The 19,366-nt window shown below is 72.1% G+C and carries 12 protein-coding genes; 5 read left to right on the top strand and 7 right to left on the bottom strand.

Annotated features, from left to right (window positions below; all coding sequences use genetic code 11):
* Window positions 1-158: 158 nt before the first annotated feature.
* Window positions 159-2,108, bottom strand: coding sequence for a glycoside hydrolase domain-containing protein (locus tag K8556_RS36475; protein ID WP_223744742.1), 1,950 nt, complete (start codon window positions 2,106-2,108; stop codon window positions 159-161).
* Window positions 2,109-2,238: 130 nt separating this feature from the next.
* Here K8556_RS36475 and K8556_RS36470 point away from each other — a divergent pair, with 130 nt between their 5' ends.
* Window positions 2,239-2,775: a hypothetical protein gene (locus K8556_RS36470; protein WP_223744741.1), complete on the top strand. Its 537-nt coding sequence runs from the start codon at window positions 2,239-2,241 to the stop codon at window positions 2,773-2,775.
* Here K8556_RS36470 and K8556_RS36465 read toward each other — a convergent pair.
* Window positions 2,756-4,000 carry a phospholipase D-like domain-containing protein gene (locus tag K8556_RS36465; RefSeq protein WP_223744740.1) on the bottom strand — a complete coding sequence of 415 codons (1,245 nt, stop codon included), beginning with the start codon at window positions 3,998-4,000 and terminating at the stop codon, window positions 2,756-2,758. The genes K8556_RS36470 and K8556_RS36465 overlap by 20 nt on opposite strands.
* A 459-nt stretch (window positions 4,001-4,459) precedes the next feature.
* On the opposite strand from K8556_RS36465, the gene K8556_RS36460 reads away from it, so the two are divergent.
* Window positions 4,460-5,020, top strand: coding sequence for a hypothetical protein (locus tag K8556_RS36460; RefSeq protein ID WP_223744739.1), 561 nt, complete (start codon window positions 4,460-4,462; stop codon window positions 5,018-5,020).
* 167 nt (window positions 5,021-5,187) lie between these two features.
* Window positions 5,188-5,361: a hypothetical protein gene (locus K8556_RS36455; RefSeq protein ID WP_223744738.1), complete on the top strand. Its 174-nt coding sequence runs from the start codon at window positions 5,188-5,190 to the stop codon at window positions 5,359-5,361.
* Window positions 5,362-5,450: 89 nt separating this feature from the next.
* On the opposite strand, the gene K8556_RS36450 is transcribed toward K8556_RS36455, so the two are convergent.
* From K8556_RS36450 to K8556_RS36435, 4 genes are all read right to left on the bottom strand, one after another.
* Window positions 5,451-6,677: an ABC transporter permease gene (locus K8556_RS36450; protein ID WP_370640025.1), complete on the bottom strand. Its 1,227-nt coding sequence runs from the start codon at window positions 6,675-6,677 to the stop codon at window positions 5,451-5,453.
* A 21-nt stretch (window positions 6,678-6,698) separates the two neighbouring features.
* Complete coding sequence (locus tag K8556_RS36445; RefSeq protein ID WP_223744737.1) at window positions 6,699-7,925, bottom strand: ABC transporter permease; 1,227 nt, start codon at window positions 7,923-7,925, stop codon at window positions 6,699-6,701.
* 152 nt (window positions 7,926-8,077) lie between these two features.
* Entirely contained in the window at window positions 8,078-10,087 is a 2,010-nt protein-coding gene (locus K8556_RS36440; protein WP_223744736.1) for a lysyl oxidase family protein, read from the bottom strand.
* Window positions 10,088-10,192: 105 nt separating this feature from the next.
* Window positions 10,193-12,178, bottom strand: a complete 1,986-nt coding sequence (locus tag K8556_RS36435; protein ID WP_223744735.1) for a lysyl oxidase family protein — start codon at window positions 12,176-12,178, stop codon at window positions 10,193-10,195.
* A gap of 235 nt (window positions 12,179-12,413) precedes the next feature.
* Here K8556_RS36435 and K8556_RS36430 point away from each other — a divergent pair, with 235 nt between their 5' ends.
* Complete coding sequence (locus K8556_RS36430) at window positions 12,414-14,174, top strand: MDR family MFS transporter (protein ID WP_223744734.1); 1,761 nt, start codon at window positions 12,414-12,416, stop codon at window positions 14,172-14,174.
* An 8-nt stretch (window positions 14,175-14,182) separates the two neighbouring features.
* Here the strand turns inward: K8556_RS36430 and K8556_RS36425 are convergent, their stop codons facing one another.
* Window positions 14,183-15,694, bottom strand: coding sequence for a M20/M25/M40 family metallo-hydrolase (locus K8556_RS36425; RefSeq protein WP_223744733.1), 1,512 nt, complete (start codon window positions 15,692-15,694; stop codon window positions 14,183-14,185).
* Window positions 15,695-16,319: 625 nt separating this feature from the next.
* Between K8556_RS36425 and K8556_RS36420 the strand changes: the two genes are divergently transcribed.
* Entirely contained in the window at window positions 16,320-19,364 is a 3,045-nt protein-coding gene (locus tag K8556_RS36420) for a response regulator (RefSeq protein ID WP_223744732.1), read from the top strand.
* Window positions 19,365-19,366: the final 2 nt, after the last annotated feature.

Below are 19,366 nucleotides of genomic sequence, written 5' to 3'. Positions count from 1 at the left end.
TCGAAGCTCCTGTCCCCCTTGTCGCTTGGCAGCCGGCCAACTGGCCTCGCTATTCCGCGCAGACCTCCTGTCGGACAAGTTCGCGCGTTGTGCCTCCGGCAGGGGGAGCACGGTCCTGGCGCGTTGCGGCAGGCGCGCTTCGCCTGCCCTCTCCGCGCCTACCTCCTGCGGGCGGGCACCGTTACGCGAGCGTGACGACGACGCATCCCGCCGAGCGCCCAGGCCGCGAACACCAGGCCTCCCGCGACCGCCGCCGTTCCGCCTCCACCCGTGGTGCAGCCTCCTGCCTGGGCGTCATCGAGCGCGTCCAGCGTCACGTCTGAAGTGGAGCCAGGTGTTCCCTTCGAGGGGCCTCCCGCGGCTTCTTCCGGCATGGGCTCCTTGCCTCCATCCGCCGGGGGCTGCTGCGTTCCCGCGTCCGGCGTCTGGGTCGCGGTCAGCTCCTCGTAACGCTGGATGAGCTTCAGCCTTGCCGCGTCGAAGGCGGCTCCGTCGTCGGTTACTCGCGACGCGGCTGGGATCAGGTCCCGGGCCACCTTGCGCGCGAAGCCCGGGTCTCCCGCGTCAGCCACCGCCTTGAGCCACTCGTAGTCCTGCATGCCCTGACGGATGAGCTTGAGCCTCAGCGATGCCACCGGCACGTCCGTCTTCCCGCCAATAGCCTCCGGCGTGCCCGGGTAGAAGAGCGTCCCGTCCCCGTTGCCGTTGAAGCGGTACTGGTCCTTCCACGCCGTGGAGAGCATGCCCACCGTCTGGTAGTAGAGTTCGCCCGTCGCCCCCTGCAGGAACGTCACCCACTCCATCGCGCGCGCCTTCGCCGCGGACCGGTCCAGCATGTACGACGGCCAGCCCGCGCCCGGCTTGTTCTCCGGCGCGTTGGTCCCATACGCACAGCCGTGGCTCATGCAGCTCTGATACATCCACAACGCTGCTCCCGGACGCTCCAGGAAGTGCGTGTACGTCCCCCGCTGGTCGCCCCGGAAGTTCGCGTCCGTGCCGTCCAGGTGGTTCACCAGCGGCACCGCCGTGTCCACTGCGTGCTCCAGGCCGTGGGCCTTCAGCTCGCGCGAGTTCGTCGTCAGGAGGGTGCGCAGCCCGGGCGCCGCCTGGCGCACCAGGTCTCCTGTCACGTGCACCTGCTCGAAGGACGTGCCGTAGGGCGGCTCGTCCCCCAACTGCACGTAGGCCCGGTCCAGCCAGCCCTTCTGCTTCATGTGCGCCGTGAAGTCCTTCAGGTTCGCCGCGTCGAGCGGTCCCACGTACTCCAGGCTCGTCATCCTCGCGCCTTGCAGCCGGTTGGGCGCGGTGCCCTCCAGGTACGGCCCCCACGTCGCGTCGAAGCGGCTCCACTCCGGCGGCCATGGCTTGCGCGGGAAGAGGCTGGAGAGCGTGAAGCGGTGCTCCAATGCCATGCGCTGGTAGCGCGTGAGCAGCGGCTGCAATTCCTCCGGCGTGCAATCCTCGCGGCCCGTGTGCGCGCGGCACACGTGCGGCGGCCAGAGCAGGAACGCGGACGACAGCGAGGACGTGCTCGGCAACACCGCGTCCACCACCGTCAGCCTCGCCGTCACCTGCCGCTGGAAGCCTCCGTCCGCTTCCACCGTCACCGTGCCCGCGTAGTCCCCGGGCGGCGCGTCCTCCGGCACGTGCACGTCCACCCAGAGGGCCCGCGCCTCCTTCGCCGGCACGTCGAAGGGGAAGGCCCTTCGCGTCTCACCGGCGATTTCATCCGTGTCCGGCACCAGCCCGTCCGGCCACGCCCCCACCGGCTCTCCCGCCACCGACGCCTGCTTCGTGGTGACCAGCGCCTGCCGGTACAGCGTCACGTCCGGTCCCGTCAGCGCCGTGGAGCCCGGACCCTCCAGCGCGGGCAGCTTCGCGCGCACGCCCTTCAGCCCCGCGTCGCCGCCGTGCAGCGCGACCTGGAAGGAGACGAACTCGTTGCGCGCGGCGGTGAGCCGCACCTCGGTGGCGCTCCGGGCGGCGGTCCCCGGCCGCACCTTCACCATCATCCCCTCGCCCCATACGGCGGGCCCGGCCGCGTACACCGGCAGGGCCACGGTCAGCGACAACAGGGCGGCGGCTCGGAACGGTCGAATCGAAGGCATGAAGAGACCAACGCGACCCGGCCCTGCCTGCCTTCCCGCACCGCGCGCCTGGCAGCCTGTCAGGCAGCCGCACAGGAGCCGGGCGCTGGCTTGCCCCCACGCCGAGCCCGGTGAGACGCTTTCCGGCCTCATGGCCTGGTTCGAAGACCTCACCCCGTGTTCCGACCCCGGCGAGGGCGGTAGGCCCGTGCTCGCGGTCGGGTGGATCGACCACCTGCACCCGTATCCGCGCGGCCATGTGTCACGGCGCTTCGTGATGCGGCTGATGGAGCTGCTGGAGGACCCGTGGCAGCCCCGGCGTTCGCTCGGGTGGCACGCCTGCGGCCTGTGCCGGTTCACGGAGGGGCCCCGCACCTTCGAGCTGGAAGAGGGCCCTCGCGTGAAGCTGGGCACCAGCAACCTCTTCGTCCCCGCGGATGACCGGCTCTACATCGCCCCGTCGATGATGGTGCACTCCGTGGATGCGCACGGCTACGCGCCACCCGAGGAGTTCGTGAAGGCGGTGCTGGTGTGCCCGCCCATGCGCTCTCCCGCGTACCTGGCCGCGCTGCGCGACGTGGCGCCGCCGTGGCTCCTGGAAGCGGGTCCCCTGCCCCGCATGTCCGCGGGCGCCCGGCTGCGGGTCCGTTCGCGCCGCACGCGTCAGCTCATAGGAAGTCGCCGATGAGCCACGGCAACTGCTCTCCCAGCCGCTGAAGCAGGCCCCGCCGCTTCCAGCCCTGCCAGTGGACCTCCGCCGAGTGCGTGAGGTCCACCTCGAAGGACTTCGCCAGCTCCTCCGCCAGCACCGGGTCCTCCACCATCACCGAGGCCTCGTCGGTGTGGCTGAGCGCCAGCGGATCCAGGTTGGTGGAGCCCACGACGCTCAGCGTGTCGTCCGCGACCAGCGTCTTGGAGTGCATCATCGAGATTTCATACTCGTAGATGCGCACGCCGGCCTCCAGGAGCCGTGCGTAGGACGCCCGCTGCGCGTTGAGCACGGGCTTCACGTCGTGGTAGCGGCCCGGCACCAGCACTCGCACGTCCACACCCTCGCGCGCCTTGAGGATGAGCATGTCGCTGATGGCCTCCGACGGGATGAAGTACGAGTTGGCGATCCACAGCCGGTGCTTCGCGGACGCGATGGACAGCAGCCACATCTTCGTGGCTTCCGACAGGAAGCGATGCCCGGTGCTGGCCACGAAGAGGGCCCTCGCGTTGCCCGCGGGCGCGAGCTCCGGGAAGGACTCCGGGGGCAGGAAGGGGCCGCCGGATTCCTGCCAGTTCTGCGCGAAAGCGAGCTGCATGCCTCGCACGACGGGGCCTCGCACGCGGATGTTGGTGTCGCGCCAGGTCTCCGCCGCGTCGCCGTTGCCCAGCCAACTGCGCCAGATGCCGAAGCCGCCGGTCAGCGCGACCTCGCCGTCGCGGATGACCATCTTGCGGTGCATGCGCGCGCGGATCCGCACCGCGTCCAGGGACGTCACCGCGCCCTGGTAGGGACGGTAGATGCGCACGTCACAGCCGGCGTCCGCGAGCACCGGGGCCACGACCTCGAAGTTCACGCTGCCCAGCGGATCCACGATGATCCGGCACTGCACGCCCGGGGCCCGCTCTCGCAGCGCGATGAGGAGCCGGTCCGACGGGATGCCCGGACGCCAGATGTAGCTGGCGATGTGGATGCTGGAGCGCGCGGCGCGGATCTCCTCCTCGATGACGTCGAAGACCTGGCCGTTCTGCACCAGCTCCACGCCGTTGCCGGGCTCCATCGGGACGCCCATCGTCTGCTCGATGGCGAGTTCCCTCGATGCCGGGTCCTCCGGCAACGCGCGCAGGAGCAGGTCCTGTCGGTGGTTCGGGTAGGTGCACCCCGCGGCGAGCAGGGTGAGCAGGATGGGCCAGACCAGCCGCACGGCACGGAAGCTAGGGCAGCCCCCGCCCTTCCGCATCCGCCGTGTGTCTCCGAGTGGCGGAAGCGCGTGGATGGACATGGACACCGTCCACCCGCCGACGGTTGGGCCCCGTGACACCCAAGGCCGGTGGTGCTGGATGCGCCGCATGCGCACTGCTGGGGCTCACGGCGAACACACCGGGAGCGCGGACACGGCATGGGGCGACGGGGGATGGCGGCAACGCGCGGGGCGCTCCTGTCATGGGTCCTGCTGGGGGCATCGGCCGTGGCCACCCCGATGGGACCGCGAGAGGTTCCTCCCGACGGAGAGGTTCCATCCGCACCTCGCGCGGACGCGCCCGCGTCCTCCGCTTCGCCCTCGGAGCCTCCTGAGTCCTCCGCGCCGGAGCCTGCTCCGCCTCCGCTGAGGCCCACTGTCCTGGATGCGCCGTTGCTGGACGCGGATCCTCCGCCTCCTGCCTTGGCGCCGCGCCCGCTGCGGCCCTTCATTCCGCACGGCGAGCCCTACACGGAGGCCCCTTTGTCCGCTGGCACCTGGGCCGCTCATGGCGGGGTCACGCTGCTGCCCCTGGGCTCCGTCTGGGCCGCGACCCGCGTGGGCGGTGACACCCGCCTGGGCGCCACCGCCGCCGAGGCCGCCGCGGGCACCTTGCTCGCGTCGCTCCCGGGACGCTTCCTCTTCGTGCATCCCTCCTATCCGCAAGGACGGTGGATGGAACTGGAGGTGGGCGCGTTCGGCGCCGCCATGGTCGTCACTCCGCCCGTCGCCGCGCTCGGCACCTGGGGCATGGGTGAAATCGCGTTCGGTGACAGCGTGGATCGCGGCCGCGCGTACCTGGGCGCGCTCGGCGGCGCGACCGTGGGAATGCTGCTGGGGCTCGCCGCGCATGAAGGCCTGCGCCACCTGGCCGGCTCCAGCGAACGGCTGGAGTTCCTGCGCAGCTACCTCGCGTTCTCGCTCATCGGCAGCGGCGCGACGGTGGGCTATCAGTGGAGTCGCACCCCTACTCCCAGGCGTTGACGCGTTGTTTCGCCGCATCGGAGTTTCAATTTTCTTCCCGCGTGCGGCGCCTCGGCACCCCGCCCTCCGCGCGTGCACGCGTGACTGCAATCTCACCAGTGGCGTTGTCAGCCCCGGTCCCTAGAGTGCTCCGTGCAGCGCCAACACCACAGCAGGGAGACGACACCATGCAGGCTCGCAAGAACGTCCGTCGCATCGCCTTCGTCCTCGCCGCCGCCGCCACCGTGATGGGCCTGGGCATCGCCGCCACGCCGTCCTCCGCCGATGCGCAGGACTGCACGCCCACGTGTTTCAAGAACCCCATCACCGGGCAGATCACCTGTTCGTACCCCTGCCCGTAGTCCCAGGCAGGCCACGACCGTGATGAAAAAAGGCCCCACCCGCTTCATGCCGGGTCGGGGCCTTCTTCATGCGCGAAGCGGCGCGCGTGCTACTCCGTGCGCATCGCCTCCACGGGGTCCAGCTTCGCCGCGCGCGCCGCCGGGTAGATGCCGAACCCCAGGCCCACGCCGCAGCTCATCACCAGCGACACCACGACGGACCACATGGGGACCTCCGTGGGCAGGTTGATCATCCAGCGCGCCAGGTGCGCCAGGCCCACGCCCAGCGCCACGCCCACCGCGCCGCCCACCAGCGACAGCACCACCGCCTCCAGCGCGAACTGCGCGAGGATGCGGTAGCGCTTGGCCCCCAGCGCCTTGCGGATGCCAATCTCCCGCGTCCGCTCCGTCACGGCGACCAGCATGATGTTCAGGATGCCGATGCCGCCCACCAGCAGCGACAGGATGCACACGCCGAAGCTGGCCGCGGACACCGCCGCGGAGAGGTTGTTGAACATCTGCGTGGCGGACGCATTGTTGTAGAGGAAGAAGTCGTCCGGTTCGTCCGGCTTGAGCCCGTGGCGGCGGCGCATGAGCAGCGTCACCTCGTCCTGGGCCCGCTGGAGCACCTCCGGGGACTTCGCCTGGATGCTGATGCGGAAGTCGCGCACGCCGAACATGGACGCGAAGGTGGACAGCGGGATCATGGCCTGGTTGTCCTGGCTGCCGCCGCCCAGGAACCCGCCCCGGCGCTTGAGCGTGCCCACCACCTGGAAGGTGCGGCCCAGGAGGCGGAACTCGCGGTTCAGCGGATCCAGCCCGGGCCACAGCGTGTCCGCCAGGTCCTGGCCAATCACCGCCACGCGCCGGCCGTCCACGAACTCCGCGTCCGTGAAGGGCCGCCCCGTCGCGAGGCTCACCGAGTTGGTGTTGAAGTACTCCGCCGTGCCCGCCCAGACGTTCACGTTGGGGCGCGACTCGCGGTCGGCGGTGGAGGCCTTCTGGCCGCCCTTGGAGTCCTCGCCGGCGGCCTGCGAGATGGAGGGCTGCGTGCGGATGGCGTCCAGGTCCGCGTAGGTGAAGCGCGGCCGGCGCGCGAGCTCCGCGACGGACAGCTCGCCCTGGCCGAAGGGCAGCCGCTGCACCTGGAAGCAGTCGCTGCCCAGCTCCGACATCTGGTCGTTCACCTGGTTCCTCAGGCCCTCGATGAGGGCCATCATGGACACCACGGTGGTGACGCCGATGACGATGCCCAGGAGCGTGAGGAAGGAGCGCAGGGGGTTGGAACGGAACGTGCCGAACGCCAGCCGCACCGTGTCCCAGAAAGCCATCCACATGGTCAGGTCTCCCGCGCTCGCCTAGTCGTGGCGGAGCGCTTCCACGGGGTCCAGGTTCGCGGCGCGCGCCGCCGGCCAGATGCCGAACAGCAGGCCCACCACCGCGGAGAAGCCCACGCCCAGCACCACCGTCATGGGCTGCACCGCCGCCGCCAGGGGCGTGAGGTAGTTCACCAGCCACGCGAGCCCCATGCCCACCGCGGTGCCCATGGCGCCGCCCACCGCGGACACGCTGGCGGCCTCCATGAGGAACTGGAGGATGATGGTGTGCTTGCGCGCGCCCAGCGCCCGCCGCACGCCAATCTCACGGGTCCGCTCGCGCACGGACACCAGCATGATGTTCATGATGCCGATGCCGCCCACCAAGAGCGTGATGAGCCCGACGCCGGTGGCCGCGCCGTAGAGCGCGCCGGTGAGCTGCGCGTACATGTTGGCCAGTTGGTCCGGCCGGTTGATGGCGAAGTCGTCCGGCGCGCCGGGCTTGGTGTTGCGCTCGCGGCGCAGCGTCTCCGTGAGCCGGTCCTGCACGCGGGGGACGTTCTCCTGCTGGTCCACCGCGAGCACCAGGGTCACGTCGCGCTGGGTGCCGAAGTGCCCCTGGAACGCGGTGTACGGCAGCATCACCACCAGGTCCACGTTCTGCCCCAGCAGCGTGCCGCGCTCCACGATGACGCCCGCGACGCGGTAGGGGCGGCGGTCCACGAGGATGCGGTGGCCCACCGGGTTGATGCCCGGGAAGAGCACCTTGCCCACCTCCGCGCCAATCACCGCGACGGCGGAGCGGTTGTCCACGTCCGCCTGCGTGAGGAAGCGCCCCTGCCCCATCTCCACGGAGGACGTCATCGCATAGTCGGGGCTGGTGCCCATGGTCTGCACGGAGGCGAGCTTCCGGTTCTGGAAGGCCACCTCCGCGTTGACGAACATCATGGGGGCCACCGCGAGCACGTGCTCGGAGGCGGCGCGCATGGGCTCCACCAGGTCCAGCGAGAGCTTCTTGCGGTTGCGGTACGCCCACCAGTCCCCGTTCATCACCCAGGGGAACTTGGACACCTGCAGCGTGTTGGAGCCGATCTTGCTGAGCTGGTCCGCGAACGAGCTGTTCAGCCCCTGGATGATGCCGACGATGGCCAGCAGGGTGCACACGCCCACGCCGATGCCCACCGTGGTGAGCACCGTCCGCAGCCGGTTGGAGCGCAGCGAGGTCAGCGCGATGCGCGCGCCCTCCCACACGTCGACCCGGAAGTTCACGAAACCACCCCTTCACGCTGGAAGCCGCGCGGCCTGGCGCACACCGGGAGGGTCCCCGGCGGACGGGCCGCGTCAGGCACTCTACGCCCAGGAGGGCCGCCCATTGCACGCGGCCTTCACCGGACGGCCTCCCGCGGCGGGATTTTCCCGTTTCAGGGCAGCACGGTCACCGAGTCCCCCGTCAGGCGCACCTTGACGGTGACCTCGTTGGGGAGCACGTCGGCCTCGTCCACGATGTGGTTTTCGTCCACGCCCACGCGCACGGTGTACTCGCCGTCCGGGGCGTCGGTGACGTCCAGCCACTGGCAGGGCAGGTTCGCGCTGTAGACGTCCGACCAGCCGGGCGTGATGCCCTGCCGCGGGTCGTACCAACTGTACGGCTCCCCGTCCGCGCAGTACTGGGTGAAGTCGAGCATGAAGAAGCCCTGCTTGCGCCCCACCGACGTGACGTTGCCCGCCGCGTCCTTCAGGTCGTAGCCGGCGAAGTCCGTCAGGTGGTGGTGCTGGTGGCACTCGTCGTAGACGTAGAGCTCCGGCCGCTCCTCCGGTGAAGGCACCACCAGCGGGCCCGAGCCCATGTTCATGATGGAGGTGGAGAAGCGCAGCAGGCGCCGCTCGCCGCCCGCGGGCACGCAGCCCTCGCGCACCTCGCACGCGTCCGCCGTGAAGGAGCGCCGGTCGATGTAGAGCGTGCGCGCGAGGACGTCCCGGTCCACCGTCAGGTCCGGCTTGCCGTTGACGGGGTCCACCTGGAGGCCGCACGTCCGCGTGGGCGCCAGCGCGGGCGCGGGCTCCGGCGAGTCCGGCACCGCGCCACCGCCGAACACCATCACCCGGCCCAGGGTGGAGTCGCCGCCGCCTCCCGCGGGCGTGCCGCCGAGTGCCCGGGACACGCCCACCACCAGGTCGTCGTACCCGTCCCCGTCCAGGTCGCCCGCGGAGGCCATGCCCAGGTAGTCGGTGCCGAGCGACGTGCGGGGGTCGAGCCGGTTGGCGCGCGGCCACGCCCACGCCGGCTCCAGCGGGCCGGACACGTTCGCGGTGGGGCGGAAGAGGTACACGCGGCCGACGGCGCCGATGGCGAAGTCGCGGCCGGTGCCGCCCTCCACCATGGAGCCCACGGGGACGACGGTCTTGCTGAAGGTGATGAAGGCCTGTCCGAAGAGCGGGAAGGCCGCGTCGTCCATGGGCTGCCAGGTGGCCCGCGGCGCGTAGCCCGGGCCCGCGGCGTCGGACAGGTGCAGGCGCTGGCTGCCGTCCACCAGCAGCAGCGCCTCCGAGCGGCCGTCGCCGTTCAGGTCGGGCAGCGCGGCGAACAGCTCGGCCTGGCCCGTCCACACGGGCTGGACCGTGAGCGGCCCTTCACAGACATGGGGGCTGCCCGCCTTGCAGCCCAGGAAGAGCTCCACCGTGAAGTCGTCGTGGGTCACGGCCAGGTCCTGGACCCCGTCCCCGTCGGCGTCGCCCGCGGGGTTGGGGACGCCGGTCAGCGTGCGCACGGCGGTGAAGGCGCCCTGCGGTGCTCCCGGCGTCGCCCGGTACACGGTGAGGCTTCCGTCGAGCGTGGAGACGGCGAGTTCGTCCTTGCCGTCCCCGTCCAGGTCCAGCAGCCGCGCGGAGGTGAAGCGCAGGGTGGCGGAGTCCGGCGCGCGGAACACCGGCTGCGTCAGCACCTGGGACAGGTCCGGCCCGCCCCGGAAGACGCTGACGCCGAAGCCGGTGGCGACGAGCACGTCCGCGTACGCGTCCCCGTCGATGTCGCCCGTGCTCACCGTCATCTTGGAGCTGGAGGCGCGGGGGCTGGGGTGCACCCACGTCAGCGTCGTGGTGACGGGCGTCTTCGAGAAGTCGCGCGCCTCGCCCGCGTACACCATCACGCGGCCGGGCTCCGTCTGGAGGCTGGAGCAGGGCGCGGACGTCACCAGCAGGTCCTTGCGCCCGTCGCCGTTGACGTCGCCCAGCGCCACGGTGCGGCCGAAGCACTCGCGGGGGTTCAGGCCGTCGCCGGTCACCTGCCAGCGCGGCGACTCGGAGAGGGTGGGACCGGCGGAGGTGCCGCCGTCATCCCCCGGGCCCGCGTCCGGCTGGGGCTTCGGGCCGTCGTCCTTGCAGCCCGTCAGGGCCACGAGTCCCACCACCGCGCAGGACCGCGCGAATCGCATCCACATCGTGTCGCTCCCCCGGGAATGGGCTGGCGGGCCTTCCACCGGCCCTGTCTCCAGGAGCCCCTTCGCGGAGAAACGATGCGCGCGGTCCGCCCGTTGACGTCAGGGCAGCACGGTCACGGTGTCCCCCTCCAGGCGCACCCTGACGGTGGCCTCGTTGGGGAGCACGTCGGCCTCGTCGAGGATGTGGTTCTCGTCCACGCCCACGCGCACGGTGTATTCGCCGTCCGGGGTGTCCGTGACGTCCAGCCACTGGCAGGTGGTGTCCGCCGTGTAGACGTCCGACCAGCCCGGCGAGATGCCCGTGCCCGGGTCGTACCAGGCGAACGGCGTGCCGTCCGCGCAGTACTGCGTGAAGTCCACCATGTAGAAGCCCTGCTTGCGCCCCACGGACAGGGAGGTGCCGGAGGCGTCCTTCAGGTCGTAGCCGGCGAAGTCCACCAGGTGGTGGTGCTGGTGGCACTCGTCGTAGACGAAGAGGTCCGGCCGCTCCTCCGGTGAGGGCACCACCGCGGGCGCGGTGCCCATGTTCATGATGGAGGTGGTGAAGCGCAGCAGGCGCCGCTCCCCGCCCGCGGGCACGCAGCCCTCACGCACCTCGCACGCGTCCGCCGCGAAGGAGCGCCGCTCGATGTAGAGCGTGCGCGCGATGACGTCCCGGTCCACCGTGAGGTCCGGCTTGCCGTTGACCGGATCCACCTGGAGGCCGCACGTCTTCATGGGCATCAGCGCGGGCGCCGGCTCCGGCGAGTCCGGCACCGCGCCGCCGCCGTACACCCGCACCCGGCCCGGGGCGCGCGTGCCGTCGTTCTCCTGCGAGAGCCCCACCACCAGGTCGTCGTAGCCGTCCCCATCCAGGTCGCCGGGGCGCGCCACGCCGGGCAGGGTGAAGCCCAGCATCGTCTGGGGCAGGAGGCGGTTGGCGCGCGGCCACGACCACACCGGCTCCAGCGGACCGGACACGTCCTGCGTGGGGCGGAAGAGGTACACGCGCCCCAGCGAGGTGAGCACGAAGTCCTGGCCCCTGCTCCCCTCCGCCATGGCGCCCACGGCGAGGCTCTGCGCGGCCACGCTGGGGAAGGCCGGGTCGTCCATCAGCGTCCACACGGGCGTGGCGGAGTAGCCCTGGACGGCGGCGTCGGACAGGTGCACGCGCACGCTGCCCCGGAGCGCCGCGAGCAGCTCCGGGCGGCCATCCCCGCTCAGGTCCGGAATCCCTCTCACGCTCTCCGCCGTGCCCCTCCACACCGGCTGCGTGGTGAGCGGTCCATCACAGACGCGCGTGCTGTCCGCCTTGCAGCCCAGGAAGAGCCCCTGGCTGTTCTCCGCGTCGAACAGGGTGATGAGCAGGTCCTGGGCGCCGTCCCCGTCCGTGTCCCCCGCGGGCTGCGCGTAGCCGGACAGCACGCGCACGTTGGTGAAGGGGCCTTCCGCTCCCCCCGGTGTCGCCCGGTAGAGGGTGGTGCTGCCGTTGAAGGTGGAGACGACGAGGTCGTCCAGCCCGTCGCCATCCATGTCCAGCAGCCGCGCGCTGCCGAAGCGCGTGGTCGTGGTGTCCGGCACGCGGAACACCGGCTGCGCGAACACCTGGGACAGGTCCGGCCCGCCCTGGAAGACGCTGACGCCGTAGTAGCTCTTCACCACCACGTCCGTGTAGGCGTCCCCGTCCACGTCGCCCGTGCCCACCGTCATCTGGTAGCCGGACGTGCGCGGGCTGGGGTGCACCCACGACAGCCTGGAGGTGACGGGCGTCTTGGAGAAGTAGGGCGCGTCTCCGGGGTACACCATCACGCGGCCCGGGTTGGTGGGGCCGCTGGTGCACGGCGGTGAAATCACCACCAGGTCCTGGCGGTCATCGCCGTTGAGGTCGCCCAGCGCCACGCCCCGGCCGAAGCACTCCTTCGGGTCCAGGCCATCGCCCTCCACTTCCCAGCGTGGCGTCTCGGAGAGGGTGGGCCCGGAGGTGCCCGCGTCGTCCTGGGGGCCCGCGTCCGGGACCCCCGCGTCGGGCTGGGGCTTCGGGTCGTCCTTGCAGCCCGCCGTCAGGAACATCATCACGGCGCAGGCGAGCGCTCCACGGATCCGCATGTTCACTCCTGGGCAGGACGCGTCCCCGGTGCGTTCGACGTCCGGCATGAAGGGGCGCGCAGGATAGGTCCGCGCGCCCCGTTCCCCGAAAGGCCCTTGCCGGATGAACGGTACATCCGATGGCTGCCCGACGGCGCGCTGCCTTCCGGACGGAGAGCAGCCGGGCAGGCGGACGTGGCCAGCCCCCGCCGCCGTCCCCAGATTCGCGCGAACGCACGCGCCGCGTGCCCGAGCCATGGCCGACACCGCCGCCGACACCGCCCCGGACCCCCGCGCCGCACCGGCGTCCGAGCGGTTCAGCCGTTCCCAGAAGGCCTTCACGCTGGCGGGCGCGCTGCTGGGGCTGCTGCTGGCGGCGTTGGATCAGACCATCGTGGCCACGGCGGGGCCCACCATCCAGGCGGACCTGCACATCGCGCCGGAGCACTACCCGTGGCTCACCACCGCGTACCTGGTGGCGTCCACGATGATGGTGCCCGTGTGGGGCAAGCTGTCCGACCTGCTGGGCCGCCGCGCGGTGCTGGTGGCGGGCATCGCCGTGTTCCTCACCGGCAGCTTCCTGTGCGGCGCGTCCCGCTCCACGCTCACGCTCATCCTGTGCCGCGCGGTGCAGGGGCTGGGCAGCGCGGCGCTCTTCACCGGTGCGCTGGCGGTGGTGGCGGACCTGTTCCCGCCGCGCGAGCGGGGCAAGTACCAGGGCCTGTTCGGCGCGGTGTTCGGCCTGTCCAGCGTCATTGGCCCGCTGGCCGGCGGCTTCATCACCGACTCGCTGGGCTGGCACTGGGTGTTCTTCATCAACCTGCCGGTGGGCGCGCTCGCGCTGGCGCTCATCCTCCTGCGCATGCCGCCGCTCAAGCCGGAGGGCGTGCACGGCGGGAAGCTGGACGTGTGGGGGGCGGTGGCGCTGGCGGTGGGCGTGGTGCCGCTGCTGCTCGCGCTCAGCCTGGGGCACGGCGCGGCGGCGCCCCGGGCGGGCGGGTTCGCGTGGGGCTCCGCGCCCATCATTGGACTGTTCGCGCTGTCCGCGGTGGGGCTGGGGCTGTTCGTGTGGCGGGAGCGCCGCGCGAAGGAGCCGCTGCTGGAGCCGTCGCTGTTCCGCGTGCGCGCGTTCACCGCGGGCAACGCGGCGGTGTTCATCATTGGCGCGGTGTTCCTGGCGTCCGTCACCTTCCTGCCGCTGTTCATGGTGAACGTGGTGGGGCTGTCCGCGACGCACTCCGGGCTGACGCTGACGCCGCTGACGCTGGGCGTGGTGGCGGGCAACGTGCTGTCCGGGCAGTGGGTGTCCCGGATGGGCCGCTACAAGGCGCTGATGGTGGGCGCGCTCCTGTTCCTCATGGGCGGCTTCGCGGTGATGGCCTTCACGCTGACACCGGACTCCAGCCAGGCCGAGGTCACGGTGAAGATGGTGCTGGTGGGCCTGGGCCTGGGCCCGTCCATCCCGCTCTACACCGTGGCCGTGCAGAACTCCGTGCCGCCCCAGCGCATCGGCGTGGCCACGTCCGCGACGACGTTCTTCCGGCAGTTGGGCATGACGGTGGGCGTGGCGCTGCTGGGCACGGTGTTCGCGGGCACGCTGGGCCGGGAGATGCTCGCGCGCACGCAGCAGGCCACGCGCGGGCTGCCTCCGGACGTGCAACGGGAGCTGCACGCGTCCGCGCCCGCGGGCCCGGGCGGAGGAGAGGGCGCGCCGCAGGGGCAGCCGTTCCAGCCGGAGCAGGTGAAGGCGAAGCTGCGGGAGGGCTTCGCCGAGGAGCGGCGGCAGGCCCTGGCGGAAGGGCCCGAGGCCCGCGCCCGCGTGGACGCGGACGAGGCCCGCGCGCTGTCCACCGTGGACCGCGTGGAGCGCGCGCTGAAGGAGTCCTTCACCCGCGCGACGAGGGCCGTGTACCGCTTCGCCATCTTCGTCACGCTGGCGGCCCTGCTCGTCACGCTGCTCCTGCCGGAGCTGCCGCTGCGCAAGGGCGGTCCGCGCAAGGCCCCGGCGGAGGCCTGAGCCGCGGCCTACTTCTTCGGCGGCGGCGGCAGGTCCGACTCCGGCGCGGTGGGGCGCGCGAGCACGCCCGGCGACTCCGCCAGCGCGTACGCCATCCACGTCACCGCGGCGGTGCTGCGCGCCAGGTCCTGGGGGTCCACCTTGTCCAGCGTGTCCGCCATGGAGTGGTGCACGTCGAAGTAGCGGCTGCTGTCCACCCGCACGCCCACGAAGGGCACGTGCGCGGGCTCCATGGGGCTCAGGTCCGCGCCCGTCGCGTGCCCCACCAGGAACTTCGCCGCGCCCAGCCCCTCCAGCGGCGCCAGCCAGGGCCCCAGCAATGTCTCACCGCCCGGCCCCGCGTGCAGGCTCACGCCCAGGGGCCGCCCTCCGCCCGCGTCCATCTCGATGGCGGCCACGTGCCGGGGCAGCTCCTTCGCGTGCGCCTCCGCGTACGCGCGGGCGCCGCGCAGCCCGTTCTCCTCGTTCATGAACAGCACCACGCGCACCGTGCGCCGGGGGGCCTGGGGCAGCTTCGCGATGAGCCGCGCGGCCTCCATCACCATCACCACGCCCGCGCCGTCGTCGTGCGCGCCCGTGCCCACGTCCCACGAGTCCAGGTGCGCGCCCAGGAGCACCACCTCGTCCGGCTTCTCGCGGCCCCGCACCTCCGCCACCACGTTGGCCGAGTCCGCGTCCGGCAGCTCCGAGCACCCCAGCACCAGCCGCACCTTCACCGCCCCGCCCTGGAGCATCCGGTGCAGCGTGAGCGCGTCCTCCACCGACACCGCCGCCGCGGGCAGGCGCGGGCCGCCTTCCTCGAAGCGCGTGGACCCCGTGTGCGGCGAGCTCAGCGACGCCGTGGCCAGCGAGCGCACCAGCGCGGCCACCGCGCCCTGCTTCGCCGCCGCCGCCGGACCCCGGCCGCGCAGCCCCGCGAAGCGGCCGTAGTCGGAGGGCTCCGCCATGGTGTGGTTGAAGAACACGATGCGGCCCTTCACCGTGTCACCCAGCGCCGCCAGCTCCTCCAGCGAGCCCACCTCCACCACCTCCGCCGTGATGCCCTCCGGCGGCGTGGGCGCGCTGCCGCCCAGGGCCAGCAGCGTCAGCGGCAGGCCGCGCGTGCGCGCGGAGGCGAGGATTTCGCCGTGCTCCTCGCCCCGCACCCAGCGCGGCACCTTCACCGGCTCCTTCCACGCCTTCACCCCATCCGCCTGGAACGAGCGCAAGGCCCACTGCACCGCGGCCTCCGCGGACTCGGAGCCGGACAGGCGCGGCCCGATGCCGTCCGTCAGCTCCGCCAGCCGCGCGTACGCATGGCCTTCCGCGAGCGCGGGCCCCACCAGCTTCGCCGCCGTGGCCTGCTGCGCGGCGCTCAGCCTGGACACGGCCGGGGGCGTGGCCTTCACCGACGAGGTGGCCGGGGACTTCGGCGCGGGCTCCTGGGAGGGCGCGGTCGCCGTGTTCTGGGGGGAAGGCGACGCCGAGGTGAGCAGCCGCAGGGCCAGCGAGAGGGGCAGGACGAAGGTGGACGTGGACACTCGAATCCTCGAAGGGACCTGCTGAGTGGTGAGAGGCGGGGTGGAAGTCCCAGGGGCCACCGCGCGCCGAGAGGGGGAACGCGGCGCGCGGGGCTCAACTGGGACGTCACGCACCGGTTCCGCGGTTGGGGAACGCGAGGCCCGGTACATACGCCATCTTCCAAGAAGAAGAGGACGTGCGTGCATTCTTTAAAGAAATTCCTGGCAGCGTCAAGGCGGGAAGTGAGCATTGCGACCCGCGGGTGATGTGAGTGTTCACGATCCTCCGCGACGCGGGACGTCCCATGGCGCGCACCGTGCCTGGGTAACCCGTGACGTCCGCCCGTTTCCGGAGCCCCTGGACACGCCGCCGCGCGCTGTATTCCCAGGCCTTGGGCACCCGGGCGCCCTGGCTGCCCTGCGTCAAGGCGACGGGACGGAGGGGCTCGCGCGCTGGCACGACGGACTGGCGGCGAGCCCTCGGGTGTTGCTGCGGGACCGGACGGGAACGGACGCCAACGCCGGGGAGGATGCTCCGGTTCCGGAGGAATGACTCCTTCGGAATTCTCCGTTGCCCGCCCCGGAGGACCCGGGCGACAGTGCCACGGCTGGAGGTCGTCCCCCCGACCCGCGGTCCCCCCCGCTCATGAGCGCGCCCCCTTCCGAAACGGAACAGGCCTTGAGGGCCGAGGTCGAACGTCTGCGACTCCGGCTGCGCGCCGCGGGCCTGGATGACGGTGCTGACACGAACCCCGCTCCGGCGTCTTCGGGTGGGGACGCCGGCCTCGTGGGCATCCCCGATCGCCACCAGGCCGACGAGGCCTTGCGCGAGGCGAACGAGCGCGTGCAGTTGGCGCTGAACGCCGAGGCCATGATTGGCACCTGGGTGTGGGACGTGCCCGGCAACCGCGTCGTCGCGGACGAGCGCTTCGCGCACTCCTTCTCACTGGACCCCGCGCGGGCGCGCGAAGGGCTGCCCCTCTCGCAGTTCGTGGCCGCCATCCACCCGGAGGACCGGCCCGGGGTGGAGGGCCGCATCGCCCGCGTGCTGGAGACGGGCGGTGCGTACCGCGCCGAGTACCGCGTGCGCCGCGCCGACGGCGAGTACCGGTGGGTGGAGGCCAGCGGCCACTGCCACCTCTCCGCGCGGGGCGCGCCGCTGCGCTTTCCCGGCGTGCTGGTGGACATCGACGCGCGCAAGCGGGCGGAGCTGCGGCAGACGGCGCTGCTGGAGATGGCGGACCGGCTGCGCGAGGCCCCGTCCCCGGACGCCGCCGCGCAGCTCGCCATGGAGGTGGTGGGGCGGCTGCTGGACGTGGCGCGCGCGGGCTACGGCACGGTGGACGCGGCGCACGCGCGGGTGCTGATGCACCCGAACTGGGTGGCCTCGCCGGACGTGGCGCGCGTGGAGGGCGTGCACCGCTTCCACGACTACGGCGTCTTCCTGGAGGACCTGCTGAAGGGCGAGGTCGTGGCCATCCCGGACGTGCGGACGGACCCGCGCACGGCGCCCCACGCGGACACGCTGGAGCAGGTGGGCATCCGGGCGCTGTTCAACATCCCGCTCCTGGAGCACGGCCGGTTCGTGGCGGTGCTGTTCCTGCACGACGTGCAGCCGCGCACGTGGACGGCGGAGGAGCTCGAGCTGACGCGCAACGTGGCCGACCGCGTGTGGGCGACGCTGTCCCGCCTCAAGGCGGTGTCGGACCTGAAGCAGGCCAACGAGACGCTGGAGCAGCGCGTGGCGCAGCGCACGCGGGAGCGGGACCGCGTGTGGAACGTGTCCCAGGACCTGCTGGTGGTGGGGAGCCTGTCGGAGGGGAGGTTCCTCAGCGTCAACCCGGCCTGGACGCGCATGCTGGGGTGGACGGAGGAGGAGCTGCTGGGCCGCACGTCGGAGTGGCTGGAGCGCCCGGAGGACCACGCGCGCACGCGCGACGAGGTGTCCCGCCTGGCGGGAGGCCAGCCCACGCTGAACTTCGAGAGCGCCTACCGGTGCAAGCACGGCGGCTACCGGCGCATCTCCTGGACGGCGGTGCCGGTGCCGGAGGACGGCGTGCTGTACGCCAGCGGGCGCGACGTCACCGAGCAGCGGCAGACGGAGGAGCAGCTCCGGCAGGCGCAGAAGATGGAGGCGGTGGGCAAGCTCACGGGCGGCGTGGCGCACGACTTCAACAACCTGCTCCAGGTGGTGGGCGGCAACCTGCAACTGCTCCAGCGCGACGTGGCGGGCAACGAGCGGGGCTTGAGCCGGGTCCGGTCCGCGCTGAGCGCGGTGGAGCGCGGGGCCCGGCTGTCCGGGCAGTTGCTGGCGTTCTCGCGGCGGCAGCCGCTGGAGCCGCGCTCCCTGAGCCTGGGCCGGCTGGTGCGCGGCATGGACGACCTCTTGCGCCGCGCGCTGGGCGAGGACGTGGAGGTGGAGACGGTCATCGGCGGCGGGCTGTGGAACACGCTGGCGGATCCGCACCAGTTGGAGAACGTCATCCTCAACCTGGCCATCAACGCGCGGGACGCGATGCGGGGCGCCGGGAAGCTGACGCTGGAGCTGAGCAACGCGTCGCTGGACGACCACTACGCGCAGGCGCACCCGGAGGTGATGGCCGGGGCGTACGTGCTGCTGGCGGTGTCGGACACGGGCGGGGGCATGACGCAGGAGGTGCTGGAGCGCGCGTTCGAGCCCTTCTTCACCACGAAGCCGGAGGGCCGGGGCACGGGCCTGGGGCTGAGCATGGTGTACGGCTTCGTGAAGCAGTCCGGCGGGCACGTGAAGCTCTACAGCGAGCTGGGGCACGGCACGACGGTGAAGGTGTACCTGCCGCGCGCCTTCCAGCCGGAGGCGCCGGTGACGGAGGTGGTGGTGGGGCCGGTGGAGGGCGGGAAGGAGACCATCCTCGCGGTGGAGGACGACGCGGAGGTGCGCGCCACGGTGGTGGAGATGCTGACGGAGCTGGGCTACCGCGTGCTGCGCGCGGTGGACGGGCAGAGCGCGCTCTCCATCCTGAAGAGCGGCGTGGCGGTGGACCTGCTCTTCACGGACGTGGTGATGCCGGGGCCGGTGCGCAGCCCGGAGCTGGCGCGGCAGGCGAAGGCGCTGCAGCCGGACATCGAGGTGCTCTTCACGTCCGGCTACACGGAGAACGCCATCGTGCACGGCGGCCGGTTGGACCCGGGCGTGAGCCTGTTGTCCAAGCCGTACCGGCGCGAGGACCTGGCGCGCAAGCTGCGGGCGCTGCTGGACCCGCGGCAGCAGCGGATGGCGACGCCGAAGCTCCAGTGGCCGGAGCGCGCCGTGGAGCCGCCCGCGGCGACGCAGGAGGCCGCGCGGCGGATGCACGTGCTGCTGGTGGAGGACGACGAGGACATCCGCGCTTCGGCCAGCGAGCTGCTGGGCCTGCTGGGGCACGCGGTGATGCCGGTGTCGAGCGCGGAGGAGGCGCGGGTGGCGCTGGCGGCGGAGCGCTTCGACGTGCTCTTCACGGACGTGACGCTGCCGGGCATGTCCGGCGTGGACCTGGCGCGCGAGGTGGCGCTGCGCAGGCCCGCCATGCGCATCATCATCGCGTCCGGTCACGGCCGCGCGGCGCTGGATGGAGACCCGCAGCAGTGGCTGGGTGTGGTGGTGTTGCCCAAGCCCTACGCGCTGCCGCAGATACAACAGGCCCTGGCCCAGGTGGCCGCGACGGCCCGCTGAGG

This window comes from Corallococcus sp. AS-1-12, assembly GCF_020036995.1.
Classification (GTDB): domain Bacteria; phylum Myxococcota; class Myxococcia; order Myxococcales; family Myxococcaceae; genus Corallococcus.
The sequence above is the reverse complement of the archived record's forward strand: the minus strand, read 5'-3'. Positions and strand labels throughout refer to the sequence as shown.